Source organism: Neorhizobium sp. LMR1-1-1.1 (genome assembly GCF_040675795.1).
GTDB lineage: Bacteria > Pseudomonadota > Alphaproteobacteria > Rhizobiales > Rhizobiaceae > Neorhizobium > Neorhizobium cellulosilyticum.
In genome coordinates, this window is the sequence record NZ_JBEGHE010000017.1 from 117,833 (window position 1) to 134,508 (window position 16,676).

11 protein-coding genes are annotated in these 16,676 nt (G+C 57.5%); 3 read left to right on the plus strand and 8 right to left on the minus strand.

The window, feature by feature from the left end:
• Nucleotide 1 precedes the first annotated feature (1 nt).
• The 5 genes from MRBLMR1_RS09915 to MRBLMR1_RS09935 form a co-directional block, all read right to left on the minus strand.
• Nucleotides 2–1,072 carry an ABC transporter ATP-binding protein gene (locus MRBLMR1_RS09915; protein WP_148144667.1) on the minus strand — a complete coding sequence of 357 codons (1,071 nt, stop codon included), beginning with the start codon at nucleotides 1,070–1,072 and terminating at the stop codon, nucleotides 2–4.
• Between the two features lie 10 nt (nucleotides 1,073–1,082).
• Complete coding sequence (locus MRBLMR1_RS09920; RefSeq protein ID WP_183685362.1) at nucleotides 1,083–2,165, minus strand: ABC transporter ATP-binding protein; 1,083 nt, start codon at nucleotides 2,163–2,165, stop codon at nucleotides 1,083–1,085.
• Nucleotides 2,166–2,217: 52 nt separating this feature from the next.
• Nucleotides 2,218–3,729, minus strand: a complete 1,512-nt coding sequence (locus MRBLMR1_RS09925; protein WP_500064363.1) for a glycerol-3-phosphate dehydrogenase — start codon at nucleotides 3,727–3,729, stop codon at nucleotides 2,218–2,220.
• Nucleotides 3,730–3,845: 116 nt separating this feature from the next.
• Nucleotides 3,846–4,607, minus strand: a complete 762-nt coding sequence (locus MRBLMR1_RS09930; RefSeq protein WP_148144664.1) for a DeoR/GlpR family DNA-binding transcription regulator — start codon at nucleotides 4,605–4,607, stop codon at nucleotides 3,846–3,848.
• Nucleotides 4,608–4,711: 104 nt separating this feature from the next.
• Entirely contained in the window at nucleotides 4,712–5,188 is a 477-nt protein-coding gene (locus MRBLMR1_RS09935; protein WP_148144759.1) for an Lrp/AsnC family transcriptional regulator, read from the minus strand.
• 144 nt (nucleotides 5,189–5,332) lie between these two features.
• On the opposite strand from MRBLMR1_RS09935, the gene putA reads away from it, so the two are divergent.
• On the plus strand, nucleotides 5,333–9,019 hold the full coding sequence (gene putA / locus MRBLMR1_RS09940; RefSeq protein WP_500064368.1) for a trifunctional transcriptional regulator/proline dehydrogenase/L-glutamate gamma-semialdehyde dehydrogenase: 3,687 nt from the start codon (nucleotides 5,333–5,335) through the stop codon (nucleotides 9,017–9,019).
• A gap of 49 nt (nucleotides 9,020–9,068) precedes the next feature.
• Here the strand turns inward: putA and MRBLMR1_RS09945 are convergent, their stop codons facing one another.
• Both MRBLMR1_RS09945 and MRBLMR1_RS09950 read right to left on the minus strand, forming a co-directional pair.
• Nucleotides 9,069–10,031, minus strand: coding sequence for a GntR family transcriptional regulator (locus MRBLMR1_RS09945; RefSeq protein WP_500064371.1), 963 nt, complete (start codon nucleotides 10,029–10,031; stop codon nucleotides 9,069–9,071).
• A gap of 24 nt (nucleotides 10,032–10,055) precedes the next feature.
• A complete protein-coding gene (locus tag MRBLMR1_RS09950; RefSeq protein ID WP_500064373.1) occupies nucleotides 10,056–11,606 on the minus strand; it encodes a UxaA family hydrolase in 1,551 nt (516 codons plus the stop codon).
• 1,489 nt (nucleotides 11,607–13,095) lie between these two features.
• Here MRBLMR1_RS09950 and MRBLMR1_RS09955 point away from each other — a divergent pair.
• The gene (locus MRBLMR1_RS09955) at nucleotides 13,096–13,350 is read left to right on the plus strand and encodes a hypothetical protein (protein WP_500064375.1); all 255 of its coding nucleotides are present in this window, start codon (nucleotides 13,096–13,098) and stop codon (nucleotides 13,348–13,350) included.
• Nucleotides 13,351–13,869: 519 nt separating this feature from the next.
• Here the strand turns inward: MRBLMR1_RS09955 and MRBLMR1_RS09960 are convergent.
• Nucleotides 13,870–15,221 (minus strand): IS3 family transposase gene (locus MRBLMR1_RS09960; protein ID WP_500064377.1). Its coding sequence is split into 2 segments (ribosomal slippage): nucleotides 13,870–14,885 and nucleotides 14,885–15,221, totalling 1,353 coding nucleotides; the frame shifts between segments, so codons are not numbered across the junction.
• 262 nt (nucleotides 15,222–15,483) lie between these two features.
• Here MRBLMR1_RS09960 and MRBLMR1_RS09965 point away from each other — a divergent pair.
• The gene (locus MRBLMR1_RS09965) at nucleotides 15,484–15,771 is read left to right on the plus strand and encodes a DUF982 domain-containing protein (RefSeq protein WP_206827852.1); all 288 of its coding nucleotides are present in this window, start codon (nucleotides 15,484–15,486) and stop codon (nucleotides 15,769–15,771) included.
• Nucleotides 15,772–16,676: the final 905 nt, after the last annotated feature.

Consider the following 16,676-nt stretch of genomic DNA (forward strand, 5'->3'; position numbering starts at 1 on the left):
GTCAGCCCTCCTGTCCTACACGCCAGCTATCGGCAAAAATGCCAATCGCCTGCTTTTCGAATGTCACCTTCGCGTCGGCCGGAATTTCGTCATCCTCAGGCACAACGATCGAGATCGGCTGGCCGCAGAAAGAGGCGCGGACGATCTTCTGGCGGCCGATATCCTCCACCTTGTTGATGGTGATCGGCATGCCTTCGCGGCCGAGCTTTATGAACTCCGGGCGGATGCCGAGTTCGATACGCCCCTGGGCCTTCAGCGCAGGGGCGGCGGAAAGGGCGATATTCTGGTCGCCGATGCGCGCGGTCGCGCCATCGATGGCTGCGGACATGATGTTCATGCCCGGCGAGCCGATGAAATAGCCGACGAAGGTGTGACTCGGTCGCTCGAACAGTTCCGCCGGCGTACCGATCTGTACGATCTGGCCGTCATGCATGACGACGACCTTGTCGGCAAAAGTCAGTGCTTCGGTCTGGTCGTGGGTGACATAGACCATGGTGAAGCGTGACTGCCGGTGCAGGCGCTTCAGCTGCGAGCGCAGCACCCATTTCATATGCGGGTCGATCACCGTCAGCGGCTCATCGAACAGGATGGCGTTGACATTGGCCCGCACCAATCCGCGGCCGAGCGAGATTTTCTGTTTCTGGTCGGCCGTCAGCCTTTGCGCCCGGCGCTTGGCCATGCCGGCAAGATCGGTCATTTCGAGGATTTCGTTGACGCGTTTTTCGACTTCCGCCTCCGGCACCTTGCGGTTGCGCAAGGGGAAAGCGAGATTGTCGAACACCGTCATCGTGTCGTAGACGACCGGGAACTGAAAGACCTGGGCAATGTTCCGCTCCTCGGTCGAGAGCTGTGTGACATCCTTGCCGTCGAACAGAATTCGCCCGTCGGACGGTGTCAGCAGACCGGAAATGATGTTGAGCAGCGTTGTCTTTCCGCAGCCGGATGGACCAAGCAAAGCGTAAGCCCCGCCATCCTCCCATTCGTGATGGACTTCCTTCAGCGCATAGTCGCCGGCGGCCTTGGCCTTTTCGCTATAGGCGTGGCGGATATGTTCGAGCGTGATGCGTGCCATCTCGTCCTCCTCACGCTGCCAGTGGCGCGGCGATGAGCGCCTTGCCGGTCGATTGATCGAAAGCCATCAGGTGGCGACTGTCGAGATGTACCTCGAGGACCTGATCCTGCTCGATATCGTGAATGCCATGCGCAAGCATCACCCAGCGGCGACCGGCAAAATCGAGATGGATGAAGCTTTCAGATCCGGCGATCTCCGAGACCAGCGTGCGAGCCTTGAGCGGCGTCGTGTGGCCGTTGGCGGGATGCAGAAACAGGTGATGAGGCTGGAAAGCCAGCGTCACCGGCCCGTCCGCGATAGATGACAGATGCGGCGGCACCGGAATGACTGGCTCGCCGTCGAACAGGAAAGCGTTGCCGGAACGCGTCAGTGCAATCGTATTCAGCGGCGGATCGGCAAAGATTTCAGCGGTAACGAGATCGGCAGGCCGACGATAAACGTCCACTGTCCTGCCGAACTGCGTCACGGCTCCCTCATGCAAAGTCGCAGTATTGCCGCCGAGCAGCAGCGCTTCCGAAGGTTCCGTCGTGGCATAAACGAAGATCGCGCCGGAAGCGGCAAAGATTTTTGGTAGTTCCTCGCGCAATTCCTCGCGCAGCTTGTAATCGAGATTGGCGAGCGGCTCGTCGAGGAGCACGAGATTGGCGTTCTTGACGATCGCCCGCGCCAGCGCTGTGCGCTGCTGTTGACCACCGGAGAGATTGAGCGGGGTTCGGTCGAGATAGGGCGAAAGCTTCAGAAGCTCGGCGGCCTTCTTCACTTCACGATCGATTGTGGCAGCATCCTTGCCGGCGATACGCATCGGTGAGGCGATGTTTTCATACACGGTCAGCGCCGGATAGTTGATGAACTGCTGGTAGACCATCGCGACATTGCGCTTCTGCACCGGCATGCCGGTGACGTCAGCCCCATCGAAATGGATTGAGCCTTCCGTTGGCTTGTCGAGCCCCGCCATCAGCCGCATCAGCGACGTCTTGCCGGCAAGCGTCGGCCCGAGCAGGACGTTCAGCGTTCCCCGCTTTAATGTCAGGTCGGTCGGGCGAATGTGATATTCGCCCGCCACCGTCTTCGACACATTGCGCAATTCCAGCATATATACCTCGGGCCTCCCAACCCTCTGGCAACAGGCAGTTATCTCCCAAGCCTCACGCGGCCCGGCGAACGCCCGCCATGTATTCCTCCAGTCCCTGGGCTTCCTCTGCCGTCAGGAACAATCCCTGCTTGGTACGGCGCCACAGCACGTCTTCAGCCGTGCGCGCCCATTCCTTTTCGATAGACCAGCGAACTTCCGCTTCGTAAAGCGTGCCGCCAAAATGCCGGCCAAGCCCCTCGATGGATCTGGCCTCTCCCAATATCGCTTTGGCATCGGTGCCGTAGCACTTGATGAGCCGCGAGGCTTGTCGCTGACTGATGAACGGATACGCCGCCATCAATTTTCGCTCTTCTTCTACAGCCCCCGTGACTGGAAAATCCCCACCAGGAAGATGGCTCTTGGCCGTCCAGGGGCCGCCCTTTTCGCCGATCGTCTCGCCGATCTTTTCCAGCGCGTGTTCGGAAAGGCGCCGATAGGTTGTCAGCTTGCCGCCGAAGACGTTGAGCAGTGGCGCGCCATCTGCCTCGTCTACCTTCAGCACATAATCGCGGGTCGCTTCCTGCGCCTTCGACGCGCCATCATCATAAAGCGGGCGAACGGCCGAATAGGTCCAGACGATGTCGTCCGAGGTTACAGGTTCCGAAAAATACTCGCTCGCTGCACTGCAGAGATAGTCTATTTCCTCCGGGCTGATCCTGACATCTTTCGGATCGCCTGGAAAATCACGATCGGTGGTGCCGATCAGGGTATAATCGGTCTCGTAGGGAATGGCGAAGAAGATGCGATTGTCCGGGTTCTGGAAGAAATAGGCTCTTCTGTCTTCGAACTTCTTGCGCACGATGATGTGGCTGCCCTGCACGAGCCGAACATTGTGGACATTGTTGCGACCAACCGCGTTCGACAGAACTTGATCCACCCACGGACCACCGGCATTGACCAGCATCCGAGCCTTGTGGCTCGCCGTCGTGCCTGACGCTTCGTCGCGAACCTCGATCTGCCATAAGCCGCCTTCGCGACGGGCCGAAACGACCTTAGCGCGGCTCATGATCATCGCGCCCTTCGATGCAGCGTCGCGGGCATTCAGCACCACCATACGGGCATCGTCCACCCAGCCGTCCGAATATTCGAAAGCCTTGCCGAAGACCGGTCTCAGCGGCTTGCCGGCCGGATCGGTCTTCAGGTCCAAAGTCTTGGTCGCCGGCAGAAGTTTTCGACCACCGAGATGGTCGTAGAGAAACAGGCCGAGCCGGATCAGCCAGGCCGGACGCACCCCGCCCTTCTGGTAGGGTAGCACGAAACGGAGCGGCCAGATGACATGCGGGGCCATGGCCCACAGCACTTCGCGCTCCATCAGCGCCTCACGTACCAAACGGAATTCGTAATGCTCGAGATAGCGCAACCCGCCATGGATCAGCTTGGTGGCACCGGAAGATGTGCCGGAGGCGAAATCGTTCATTTCGGCAAGCGCTACGGAATAACCACGGCCCGCAGCATCGCGCGCGATGCCGCATCCGTTGATGCCGCCGCCAATCACGAAGAGATCGAAAACCGTATCGCCTGACATCGCCCACTCACTTTCGCATTGCACAAAATTACGCAGTTGCGAAACTGATATCAGTCTAAAATGAAAGAAAAACGAATGTCAAATGAAGATTGACGAAAAACAAAAATGAGGCTGGATTAACCTGTTTCTATCAGTCGAACTTCGCTTTCAGCGCAGATTTTCCGAATCTCGGGCGATGGACAACAGTCGGTAATGAATGTGTGCACCTGCGAGATATGGCCCATGCGAACGGGCGCGGTTCGTTCGAACTTTGTGGCGTCGGACACGAGAATGACATGCCGCGCATTGGCAATGATCGCCTGCGCTACCTTTACCTCGCGAAAGTCGAAATCGAGCAGCGCCCCATCTGCGTCGATGGCCGAGACACCGATCACGGCATAATCCACCTTGAACTGGCGGATGAAATCGACAGCCGCCTCGCCCACGACACCACCATCCGACCCTCGTACGACGCCACCGGCAATAATGACCTCGATCGAGGGAAACACGCGCAACCGGTTGGCTACATTGATATTATTGGTAATAACCATCAATTCGCGATGATCAACAAGCGCATCGCCGACGGCCTCAGTCGTGGTGCCGATATTGATGAAAAGTGAAGAATTATCAGGGATGATCTCGGCAGCAGCCCTGCCGATCGCTTGTTTCTCGACCGCAGCCATCGAGCGACGTGCCTCGTATTTGACATTCTCGTTGCCACTCGGAAATACCGCCCCGCCATGGATGCGATTCAGCGCTTTGCCATCGCAGAGATCATTCAGGTCTTTCCGGATCGTCTGCGGGGTGACCTGGAAATGCGCCGCCAGATCCTCCACCAGCACCTTACCTTGCTCCTTGGCGAGCGCGAGAATCTCTTCCTGCCGGCTGGTAAGATGCATGGTGTTTTCATTGCCCCCTCGATTTTCGTTTTGCCATCACATTAGGACAAAACGAAACCGTGAACAATATGGGATGGAGGGTGTGATTTGACGGTATCAGTTCGCTATTCCGGCGATGCCATGAGCTGCGGGCTGTCTTCTTTGACCGTTTGCATCACCACGTTTGTGGATGTGTTTGCCACGAAGGGAAGGGTTGAAATTTTCTCACCCAGCACGATCCTATATCGCCTGATATCTCTGGTGCGGACCTTCAGGAGATAGTCGAAGCGACCGGCGATCATGTGGCAGCCTTCGATCTCTCTGATCTTGCGAGCTGCATCGTTGAAGCTCTTCAATGCCTCCTCCCGTGTGTCGCTGAGTTTGACTTCAACGAAGGCAATGTGGTCGAGACCGAGTTTTTGCGAACTGAGGATCGCTCTGAACCCTTCGATATAACCTTCTTCGATCAATCGACGCAGGCGCAATTGGCAGGGTGTTTTGGAAAGACCGATGCGGCTGGCAAGTTCTGTGATCGACAGGCGTCCATCTGCTGAAAGCTCCTGCATGATCTTCTTGTCGAACTGGTCTAATTCGCTAGCCATGACGCCATACTCCAACTTTTTGCCGCTATTTGCTCGTTTATTTAGTCCAAGCAAATAGATTAAGCTCGAAAACTGGGCAACGTGAAAATTCCGGCTATGTTATCTTCCGCGACTTGTTGACTCCTACGACAACCGGGAACCGCCATGACGAACCCTCGCTCCTTCGACAAGAATACCGACGCATTCCCGGCATTTGAAAATTTTGCGCCCGCTCTACGCGAGCAGAGCGATTTGCGCCGCGCCATCACCGCGGCATACCGCAAGCCGGAGGGCGAAAGCGTTGCTGCGCTTCTGGTGGAGGCAACGTTGCCGGAAGACGCCCGTCGCGAAATACGCAGGACGGCAAGCCAGCTGATCAAGGCACTCCGCGCAAAGCACAAAGGTACCGGCGTGGAGGGCTTGGTGCATGAATATTCGCTGTCGAGCCAGGAGGGCGTGGCCCTCATGTGCTTGGCAGAAGCACTGCTTCGTATTCCCGACACGGCAACCCGCGATGCGCTGATCCGCGACAAGATTTCAGATGGCGATTGGAAGTCCCATGTCGGCGGTGGCCGTTCGCTTTTTGTCAATGCCGCCACCTGGGGCCTTGTTGTCACCGGCAAGCTCACCAACACGGTCGATGGTCGCAGCCTTTCTGCCGCTCTCACTCGCCTTATCGCTCGCTGTGGCGAACCGGTCATCCGCCGTGGCGTGGATATGGCAATGCGCATGATGGGCGAGCAATTCGTCACCGGTGAAACGATTGCCGAGGCTTTGAAGCGTGCAAAGCCGCTGGAAGAGCGCGGTTTCCGCTACTCCTATGACATGCTGGGCGAGGCCGCGACGACGGCGGCAGATGCCGAGCGCTACTACAAGGATTACGAAACGGCGATCAACGCCATCGGCCAGGCTTCTGCCGGTCGCGGCATCTATGACGGCCCCGGCATTTCCATCAAGCTGTCGGCGCTGCACCCGCGCTACGTCCGCGCCCAAGCCGACCGCGTCATGGGCGAGTTGCTGCCGAAGGTAAAGGCTCTCGCAGCGTTGGCGAAAAAATACGATATCGGCCTCAATATCGATGCCGAGGAGGCTGACCGTCTCGAACTGTCGCTCGATCTTCTGCAGAGCCTTTGCGAAGATCCTGATCTCGCCGGCTGGGAGGGCATGGGCTTCGTCGTGCAGGCCTATGGCAAGCGTTGCCCGGCCGTGCTCGACTTCATCATCGATCTCGCCCGCCGCAACAGCCGTCGCATCATGGTTCGTCTCGTCAAGGGCGCCTATTGGGATGCGGAAATCAAACGTGCTCAGGTGGACGGGCTGGAGGATTTTCCAGTCTTCACGCGTAAGGTCCATACCGATGTTTCCTACATTGCCTGTGCCCGCAAACTGCTGGCGGCGACCGACGCTGTGTTCCCGCAATTTGCGACCCATAATGCGCAGACTTTGGCGACGATCTATCATATCGCCGGGCCGGAATTCCAAAGCGGCAAATACGAATTCCAGTGCCTGCATGGAATGGGGGAGCCGCTCTATGACGAGGTTGTCGGCACAAGCAAACTTGGCCGCCCCGCACGTGTCTACGCTCCCGTCGGCACCCATGAAACATTGCTTGCCTATCTGGTTCGACGCCTCTTGGAAAACGGCGCCAACTCCTCCTTCGTCAACCGCATCGGCGACAAGAACGTTTCGGTAGATGAACTGGTGATCGACCCAGTCGATGTGGTTCGTGGCATGGCTGAGATCGGCGCCCGTCACGATCAGATCGCTCTCCCCCGCGATCTTTATGGTGCCCGGTTAAATTCCACCGGGCTGGATCTCTCAAACGAAACGACGCTTGCGGAACTCTCCACATCGCTGAAAAACTCGTCCACCCGTGAATGGACTTCCGCTTCAACGTTGGAAAATGCTGGAGCCAGCCGTCCGGTGCTCAACCCTGGCGACCGGCGCGATGTTGTCGGCACGGTCACCGAGATCACGGAAGCCGGCGCCGGCAAGGCCATGACAATCGCCACGAGTGCAGCCGCGGGCTGGGCCGCCACGGCTCCCACAGACCGTGCTGCCTGCCTGGAGCGCGCAGCCGATATCATGCAGGCTCAAATGCCGGATCTGCTCGGCCTCATCATGCGCGAAGCCGGCAAGTCCATGCCCAACGCGATTGCGGAAGTACGTGAGGCAATCGATTTCCTTCGTTATTATGCCGAACAGGCGCGCCGCACGCTCGGCCCGGGACATCGTCCACTCGGCCCTGTCGTCTGCATCAGCCCATGGAACTTCCCGTTGGCGATCTTCACCGGCCAGATTGCCGCAGCGCTGGTCGCCGGCAATCCGGTTCTGGCTAAGCCCGCGGAAGAAACTCCGCTCATCGCCGCGCAGGGCATCCGCATTCTGCACGAGGCCGGCATTCCCGCCAATGCTCTTCAGCTGCTTCCGGGTGATGGTCGCATCGGTGCGGCACTCGTTGCAGCACCGCAGACCTGCGGCGTCATGTTCACCGGCTCCATTGAAGTGGCGCGTCTCATCCAGGCCGAACTGGCCCGCCGTCTGCTGCCAAACGGCAAGCCGATCCCGCTGATCGCCGAAACCGGTGGCCAGAATGCGATGATCGTCGATTCCTCGGCGCTCGCCGAGCAGGTCGTTTTCGATGTCATCGCGTCAGCCTTCGACAGCGCCGGCCAGCGTTGCTCGGCATTGCGTGTTCTCTGCCTGCAGGAAGACGTCGCAGACCGCATCCTTTCCATGCTCAAGGGCGCACTGAAGGAGCTTTCGATCGGTCGCACCGACACGCTGAATGTCGATATCGGCCCCGTCATCACTGAAGAAGCCAAGGGCAATATCGAAAAGCATATCGAAGCCATGCGCACGCTTGGCCGCAAGGTTGAGCAGTTGCCGCTCGGCCCTGAAACAGCAAACGGAACCTTCGTTGCCCCGACGATCATCGAGATCGGCTCGCTGAAGGATCTTCAGCGCGAAGTCTTCGGTCCGGTCCTGCATGTCGTACGCTACAAGCGCGATGATCTGGAACGGTTGATCGAGGATATCAACGGTACCGGCTACGGCCTGACTTTCGGCCTGCATACGCGCCTCGACGAGACGATCGCGCAGGTGACCGGCCTCATCCGGGTCGGCAATATCTATGTGAACCGAAACGTCATCGGCGCTGTCGTCGGCGTTCAGCCGTTTGGCGGACGCGGCCTGTCCGGGACAGGCCCGAAGGCAGGAGGTCCGCTTTATCTCGGCCGTCTGGTCGACAAGGCCCCGGTTCCGCCACGCCACAGCTCGGTCCACACCGATCCTGCATTGACGGATTTCGCTCGCTGGCTCGGCCAGCGCGGCCGTAACAGACTGGCACAGGATGCCCGCGAGACGGGCGCCGTTTCCGCACTTGGCCTGCAAACCGATCTCGCCGGCCCGGTCGGTGAACGCAATATCTACGCGCTTCACCCGCGTGGCCGCGTCCTGCTTGTCCCACAGACGGAAATCGGCCTCTATCGCCAACTCACCGCAGCGCTTGCTACGGGGAACGAGGTCGCAATCGATGCTGCTTCAGGCCTCAAGGCTTCGCTCGGCGATCTGCCGGCAAACGTCGCTGCGCGGATCACCTGGAGCGAGGATTGGGCCAAGGATGCCCCCTTTGCCGGTGCACTGATCGAGGGCGAAGGCGAGCGTCTCGTCGAAATCACGAAGAGGATCGCCGCGCTGCCGGGGCCACTCGTTCTCGTTCAAGCCTCACCCTCGGCAGAACTTGCGATGGATTCTGAGGCCTACTGCCTGAACTGGCTGCTTGAGGAAATCTCCACGTCAATCAACACGACCGCTGCAGGCGGCAACGCCAGCCTTATGGCGATCGGCTGATAGGTCATCTGGAAAGTCAACGCACCCGCTGTGAAAACCGGGTGTGACCTCACCAAATATATTCGACATCCGGCGTGGTCTTCGTTTCAAGATATTCCGTCAGCCGCTCCACGATCTGCCCGCAGGACAACACAAGATGTTCACGGAGGCGCTCACCTGCGTCCGTACTCCTGCCGTCCAGTATAAGGGTGATGATCTCGTTGTGATCATGCATGAAGGTTTCGATAGTCGGGTTGTCGGATAAAGTGACCTGCAGATATTTTCCGCAGATATAGGTCGGTGCAGTGCGGGAAAGCGCCTCGATGATTTCCGGATTGGGACAATATCCGAGGCATCGCTGATGAAGATCGTTTTCCAGCCTATCAAGATCGACGATATCCAGAGCAGGCGAGACGGCAATCGCTTCGCCAAGACGACCTCGCATGTCTTCAAGTTCGCTGCGCGGTATCAGCGATGCTGCGGCCTCCAGCGCGATCGGCTCCAGGATTCGCCGCAGGTCATAGAGATTTCGGCAACGTTCGACGTCAAGGCCGACGATCTGCCAGTGTCCGCCGTTTCCCCGCGCAACGATCCCGAGCTTGTTGGCCCGGAAGATGAGGTCGCGCGCCACCGTCCGGCCAATGCCGAAATGCCGGGCAAGCGCCAGTTCGTTTACACGCAGATGCCCGGACATCGAGTGCAGGATCAGTTCGCGCTCGATCCTGAAATACAGGTCGTCAAGAGCGCTCTGGTTTGCATCGATCTCGCCGTCGCCCAGCGTCAGATGATCAGCAGTCAGCATAAAACGGAAAGGTTCGCTATCGTTTCCAACCACGAACCCCTGCCCGTCATGAGAGCGCACGCTGCCCTGCGCCTCCAGGATTTCGAAAGCCTGTTTCACCGGAGAGCGGCTCGACCCAAAGATCTTGGCGACTTCTGCGATCTTGATGATCGCGCCGGTAGCGATCCGCTCGTCACGGATCGCCCCATCGAGATGTTCGGCTATGCGCCGATAGGCCGGCTGTCGCTCCAAAGTCCTCTCCGTTACAGGCTGCCGTCAGGTGATCGCGCCAAGCTGCCAGGGCACGAATTCATTATTGCCGTAGTCATAGATTTCGCTCAGCGTCCGCTGCCCCGAAGCGACCGCGATCAGCGTCTCGAAAATCCGCTCGCCGGCTTCCTCGATGCTTTCGCGCCCGTTTACGATATCACCGCAATTGACGTCCATGTCCTCACTCATGTGTTCGAACATTTCCGTATTGGTTGCAACCTTGATCGTCGGCACCGGCTTGAAACCGGAGACGGAACCACGGCCGGTGGTGAAGATCAGCATATTGCAGCCACCGGCAATCTGTCCGGTCACCGCGACCGGATCGTAGCCGGGCGTATCCATGAAGACGAAGCCGGTTTCGTTAATGATCTCAGCATACTCATAGACCGCCTGCATCGGCATTGAGCCGCCCTTGGCGACCGCTCCCAGCGATTTCTCCAGGATCGTCGTCAGGCCACCCGCCTTGTTGCCATGCGACGGGTTGTTGTTGAGTTCGGCACCGTGGCGCGACGTGTAGTCGCCCCACCATTCGATCCGGTCTATCAGCTTCTGCGCAACTTCCGGCTTTACCGCACGCATGGTCAAAAGATGTTCGGCGCCATAGATTTCCGGCGTCTCGCTCAGGACAGCCGTGCCGCCGTGCTTGACCAGAAGATCGGATGCATGGCCGAGAGCGGGATTGGCGGAAATGCCGGAATAACCGTCCGAGCCGCCGCATTGCAGCGCCAGCTTCAGCTTGGAAAGCGGCTGGGTCGTCCGCTCCAGCCCTTTAAGTGCATCGAGCATTTCGACGATGATTGCAGATGCGACCTCGACCGTCTTGCGGGTGCCGCCGAGCTGCTGGATCGTCATGGTTCTAAGGAACTGGCTTTCCTCCAGCCCGTATTTCTCCTGGATCAGCGAGATCTGGTTCACCTCGCAGCCGAGGCCGATCATCAGGATACCGGCAAAGTTCGGGTTGCGCGCATAACCGCTCAGTGTCCGGATCAGATATTCGTAACCTTCGGTACCGGTACCGATCGCACAGCCCTGCCCGTGCGTCAGCGCAACCACGCCGTCGATGTTGTCGTACCCCTTCAGGCCGCCGCCGCGGTTGAAATGATCGGCAATCGCATGGGACACGGTGGCGGAACAGTTCACCGACGAGATGATGCCGATATAGTTTCGGGTGCCGACCTGGCCGTCCGGCCGCAGATAGCCTTCGAAGGTCCGGCGTTCGGCGTCCGGCACAAAATCGATCACCGGCACGTGCGACGAGAAATGGTGCGTCACGTCGCTGTCCTGCATGGCGATGTTCTGCAGATGGACATGGTCGCCGGGAGCGATATCGCAGCTGGCGATGCCGATCGTCTGGCCGTATTTCGTCGCGGCCTCACCCTTGGCGATTGCGCGGATCGCGATCTTGTGACCGCGTGGAATGACTGCTTCAGCCACAATTCCGTCGACGCCGGACGCTTCGCCAATCGCGATCTCACGTCGGGCTACGGCAACATTATCCAGTGAGTTCAAGAGAATGGCGGCTGGAATATTCGAGCCGGCCTGGACATCAATTTTCATCTTATCCTCCCAAAGAAAGAAATTGACTTTGTCGACAAAAGTCGTTTCACTGAGTCTATCGAACTGTCAAGGAAAATAATCGGTGATTTTGCCCCGTTGATCTGTCCACAACCCGCGTGATCACGTACAAAAGATCCGGTAGCTGTCCACCAGGTCTAAGCTCCTGAAATCGCATCTCTTGGCGGCGTCCGACTTGCATTTAGGCTGGAAGTTGAAGATGCCGCATGACGTGGGATGCTTCATCAATTGCGTCTTCCGAAGAACCGGATTGCTGCGCTTTTGACGCCCCTGCGCTACGCTTGAACCCCTCGCGCTGTGTAGCGCATCGTGCGATGCAGGCAGCGATTGCAAGCAGATGCGATCGGATGGATATGGGCCACTCATCCTTTTCATGGGTCCGACATTGATTAATCCATTGCTATCTTGAAGCGGGCGCTTGCGCTAAGGAGTTCGCCGTCTCCCAAGGTTCCAAATCCGGTACCGCAAGCCCCTTCCGCTTCTTTCGAGGACTTGCTTCATGTGGCTCGCCTTCTTGCCGCAGCAGCGTCAGGCTTGGGGCATCATCGCCTAAGGGTAACGAAAGCTCGGACGGTAGGTTCGTGGGCAAAGTTAAAGGCAGGGTGACAGCTGTTCTATGATTCAACACCAAGAGTGGTCTGGTCGATATCAGCCATTTCGATGTAACGATCTCTCATCGTCGTCGCGGCCTATGCAGGCGTTTTACCCAACAGCTTTACTGCGCCCTTAGAGGCGCGGTGTTTTCGAAGATCGTGCTCATTGCTAGTCTCGAGGGGCGATATGTTTGGTCGGTATTAGGTCTTCATCCAACAGCGTTCAGCTATCCCCAACTAAAAGTTACCGCTCGAACGTTAATGGAGAGCGGAGAACCTTTCGATGAAACTGCAAGGCGGCTGCTTGAAAGACTGGCGATCGAGGATGACGCCGGGTCGCTGCCGATCCTTTGCAACGGATCTGGACACAAGGACGATCCATTGTCCCCGGCAGGCTTAGGTTTTTAGAACCCTAACAAGCAGATCCACTTGGAACGGCGAACTCAAGATTGGAGATCTAGTAGATGAGAGCCATCTGTTCGGCTCAAAGAGCCACGGCGCGCATTCCAGCGCATGAAGATATCTAATATGATCTTGATGGATACCCACGCGCGCTCGACTTCTCGGCTATTCGCTTGGGTTTCGAGACGCGGTTGTTCTGGAGAGGACATCGACGATATAATGAAAGTGTATGGACCTGGTGCTAACCGAACGGAGCAATGAGAAACGGCGGCACCCTCGCCACTCGTTTCAGCGGTCGTCTGCTTTTGCAATTCGCTCTCGAACTTTTCGTCTAGTGGCCTCATGAAGACGACTTTCTCACCTCCCCGATCCCCGTCAGCTTGATCCGCAGCCGCAGGAGGGTTGATTCGACCCAATTCTAGCCATTAGTGTGCCTGTTCTAGTCGCTATTGGTTCAACGCTGACAGGAATGACGCATGGAAGCTGACCCCAAGATCATCTACTCTTCCCGCTGCACGAAGTTTGCCAAGGATGGCCGGGTGGTTGAAGTTAACATTTTCCGACTTGAGCTCGAAACTGGATGGCATTTAGAAGTTGTGAACGAGCACAACACATCGACCGTTTGGGACGATCCATTCGAGACAGACGAGGAAGCTTACGCGGAATTCCTCTCCACTGTGGAAGAGGAGGGTATGGCCGCATTTGAAGACGTACCGACGGTAGTTCATTGACATTAGTGCGTCACTATCGTTTTCGGCGGGTTTAGCAAACTGAAGGCTCGTCTATCCGAAATGAGTGTTCGGCCCCTCGCTGGTCTGACAAAGCGCAGCAACAATCACAAATCGCATGTTGAGAAACCTTAGCGGGAACTAATAGGCGAGCGTGTGGTTCGGCGGACGTGAACGGGCCTCAGGCATCCTGATCCACCTCCAGAAGTCCCTAAGTGCAGGTTCGGTCCCCCTCAGATCGGGCCTGCCCGCCCGGCTTCGGAGATCCCCAAACCTCAACTAGGCGCTCGTTCCGGGGCTCCTTTTGTTCCAGGTGTTGGCCTCCCTTTTTTCGCCGCATGGCTGCGGCAATACGGTATTGTTTTTGGACCGACTTGGAGGCGGAGATAGACGCTCGCCCCGAATGATACAGCCGTTCGCTATTGTGCCCATCGAAATTGACGATGATTGTCCGTCATCAAATGATTTGAGACTTTTGGGGCTCTGGAAGAATGGAGTTTCCGGCTCGGTCTGCGGGTTGATTTAAGCCGCTTTGGCTTGGTGGTTCAAGCGGCGCTGTTTGATCGTATCTTGTTTGATCCTTTCGCGTTCGAGCAGGATAGTCTGGCCGCATCCGAAGTAGACGTCGGCCGGAGTGAGATTGTCGAGGCTCTCGTGGTATCGTCGATGATTGTAATGCTCGACGAAGGCCGCGATCTGGGCTTCGAGGTCTTCCTGGAAGAAGCAGTTTTCCAAGAGGATGCGGTTCTTCAGCGTTTGGTGCCAGCGTTCGATCTTGCCCTGCGTTTGCGGATGACCAGGAGCGCCATGGACCTGGTCGATCTTGTACTTCTCCAGCCATTCGCCGAGATCGGAGGCGACGTAACAAGGGCCATTGTCCGACAGCAGTCGCGGTCGGTGTTCGACCTTGACCTTGTCGCAGCCTGAGGCGGCCAGTGCCAGATCGAGCGTGTCGGTGACATCTTCCACCTTCATGCTGGTGCACAGCTTCCAGGCGATGATGTAACGAGAATAATCGTCGAGGATGGTCGACAGGTAAAACCATCCCCAGCCGATGACCTCCAGGTAGGTGAAGTCGGTTTGCCACATCTCGTTCGGCCGCGTGGTCTTGTCCTTGAACTCGTCGTTGGCCTTGATGACGATATAGGCTGGTGACGTAATTAGGTCATGGGCCTTGAGCAGGCGGTAGCCCGAAGCCTCTGACACGAAATAGCCTTCCGTGTCGGTGAACTTTACCGCCAGCTCGCGCGGCGAGAGGTCGGCGTGATCGAGTGCGCGTGAGATGATGCGATCGCGGATATCCTCGGGGATGCGGTTCCACACCCGTGATGGCGCGGACGTCCGGTCTTCTAGCCCTTCAACGCCATGGGTCAGGAAGCGATCATACCAGCGATAGAAGGTCGGCCTTGGAATGCCGAGCTTGTCGAGGGTTTGCCTGGCCGACAGATGCGACTGTTCGACAAACCGAATGATTTCCAGTTTCTCGGTGGCGGGGTATCTCATTCGTCGTCGCCCCCATCCGCGATCATGCTTTTTTTGAGCAGGCGGTTTTCCAAGGTGAGGTCGGCCAGCGCCTCTTTCAGGTCGCGGCTTTCACGGCGCAGCGCTTTCACCTCGTCGCTGGTGGCCGAACGGGCGGTGTCACCCGCAAGTCGTTTCTTGCCCGCTTCGAGGAATTCCTTTGACCAGCTATAATACAGGCTCTCGGCAATCCCCTCACGGCGGCAGATCGCAGCAATGCTGTCTTCGCCTCGCAGCCCTTCAAGCACGATGCGGATTTTGTCCTCGGCTGAATGGTGCTTGCGCGTGGCGCGGCGGATGTCCTTGATCGTCTTTTCGGCCGCCGATGTCTGCGGCCCGGTTTTCTGTCTCATCTTCGCTTCCTTTGATAGAGCTACGATGAGCCGAAAATCCTCTCTTCTCAATTAAGCCAATTCTGTCTCATGGGCGCTGATGTCGGACACAGTGTTGCAGCCCCACCTGCATAAGCTGATCAAGCCTGGCAGCGCTGGATCGGGGTCGCTTTACTTACAGCCTCCTCTTCCAATGACCGTGGTGACAACCCTAGCAATTTTCCATCTGTGGCACGGTTATTGCTCGGTAAACGTTTGATGAAGCGCAGGAGGAGTTTGTGTTTTGGAACGGGACAATCTGCATATTTTCAATCCAGTCATAATCTCTCTCGGGGACGCAAATCCAGACTTAACCATCAGTTCGGTCGAGGAAGCTGCCGAGGAACTTCTATCGGAATGGCCAATCGAGGATGGCGACCGCTATTATGAAGCGGTGAAGGCATGCCTCGACTGTATCACGTCGGACGCAGATCCTGATTTGGCCCGTACGGCATTCGTTCAAGCTGCCGAGGAGGCCGGAATGTCGATCAAAGGGGCATTTTCCGGCACTTGTAGCTTTCAAGCTGTTTGACGACACGGCGGTAGGGTCTCGAAGCGAATCGCGGCACCTGGGGTGGAGAGGGAAGGTTCAGCCTCTCAACCGAACCCTCCCGCACACGACCAGCCTGACATGACGGTCTCTGCACTCAATCGACTTTGGCAAGAGCGCTGATCGAATATGAGCAAGAGATTGATTGGATAGCAAGCTGAGACCGCTGCCCGATACCGTACTGACCTACGGATATTCGATGCGTTGAAAAAAATCAGCAAGTGGTATGAACGGGTCCTGGACTCCATCGCCTGAACAGCAGGCGGCCTCAATTCCTGCTGCCTGGCCATTATGGCCATACACCCGATTTTCTGAGATAGCTCTTCGCTCCGCCAGTAGAATAGCAGAAACGACCCCCTCTGGGCCCAACCCAGTAGTCGCCAGACCTACAGGGGCCCTCGCCCCATAAAGCCGGGCTCATTTGATCGGCAGCGTTGTTGAGCAGGCGCAACGCTCCAGCGCCTAAGGCCGAAAAGCTCTTTTTGCTCGCGCTGACCGAGCCATCATTGCATGAAGGTCTCACCCCTGCATCCTGCTACACCACCTTTGCTCCCGCTGCATGGATAGTTTGCAGCTTCGACATTGAGACTGACGAACAAGATTCCATTGACGTCCAGCTGAAAGCAAAAACTCGACAGATCAGATTATTTAGCTTATCAACCTCTGTCGCCCGCACCTCCTGGATGTGGCGGCCTGCGTCCTTGAATACCGGGTTTGAACTTCGATGAAAGGAACCGTCTCCAACTACGAGACGTCCGCTTGCTGATTCCGATGAAGCCGCCCCTTTGTTCCGAGATGATTGCGCCCCGTGATTCCGGGATGATCTCGCCCCCTTCCGAGGAGGTCTGCAGGCAGGTATTGTTGTCAATTCGTTGAGGCGACGTGTC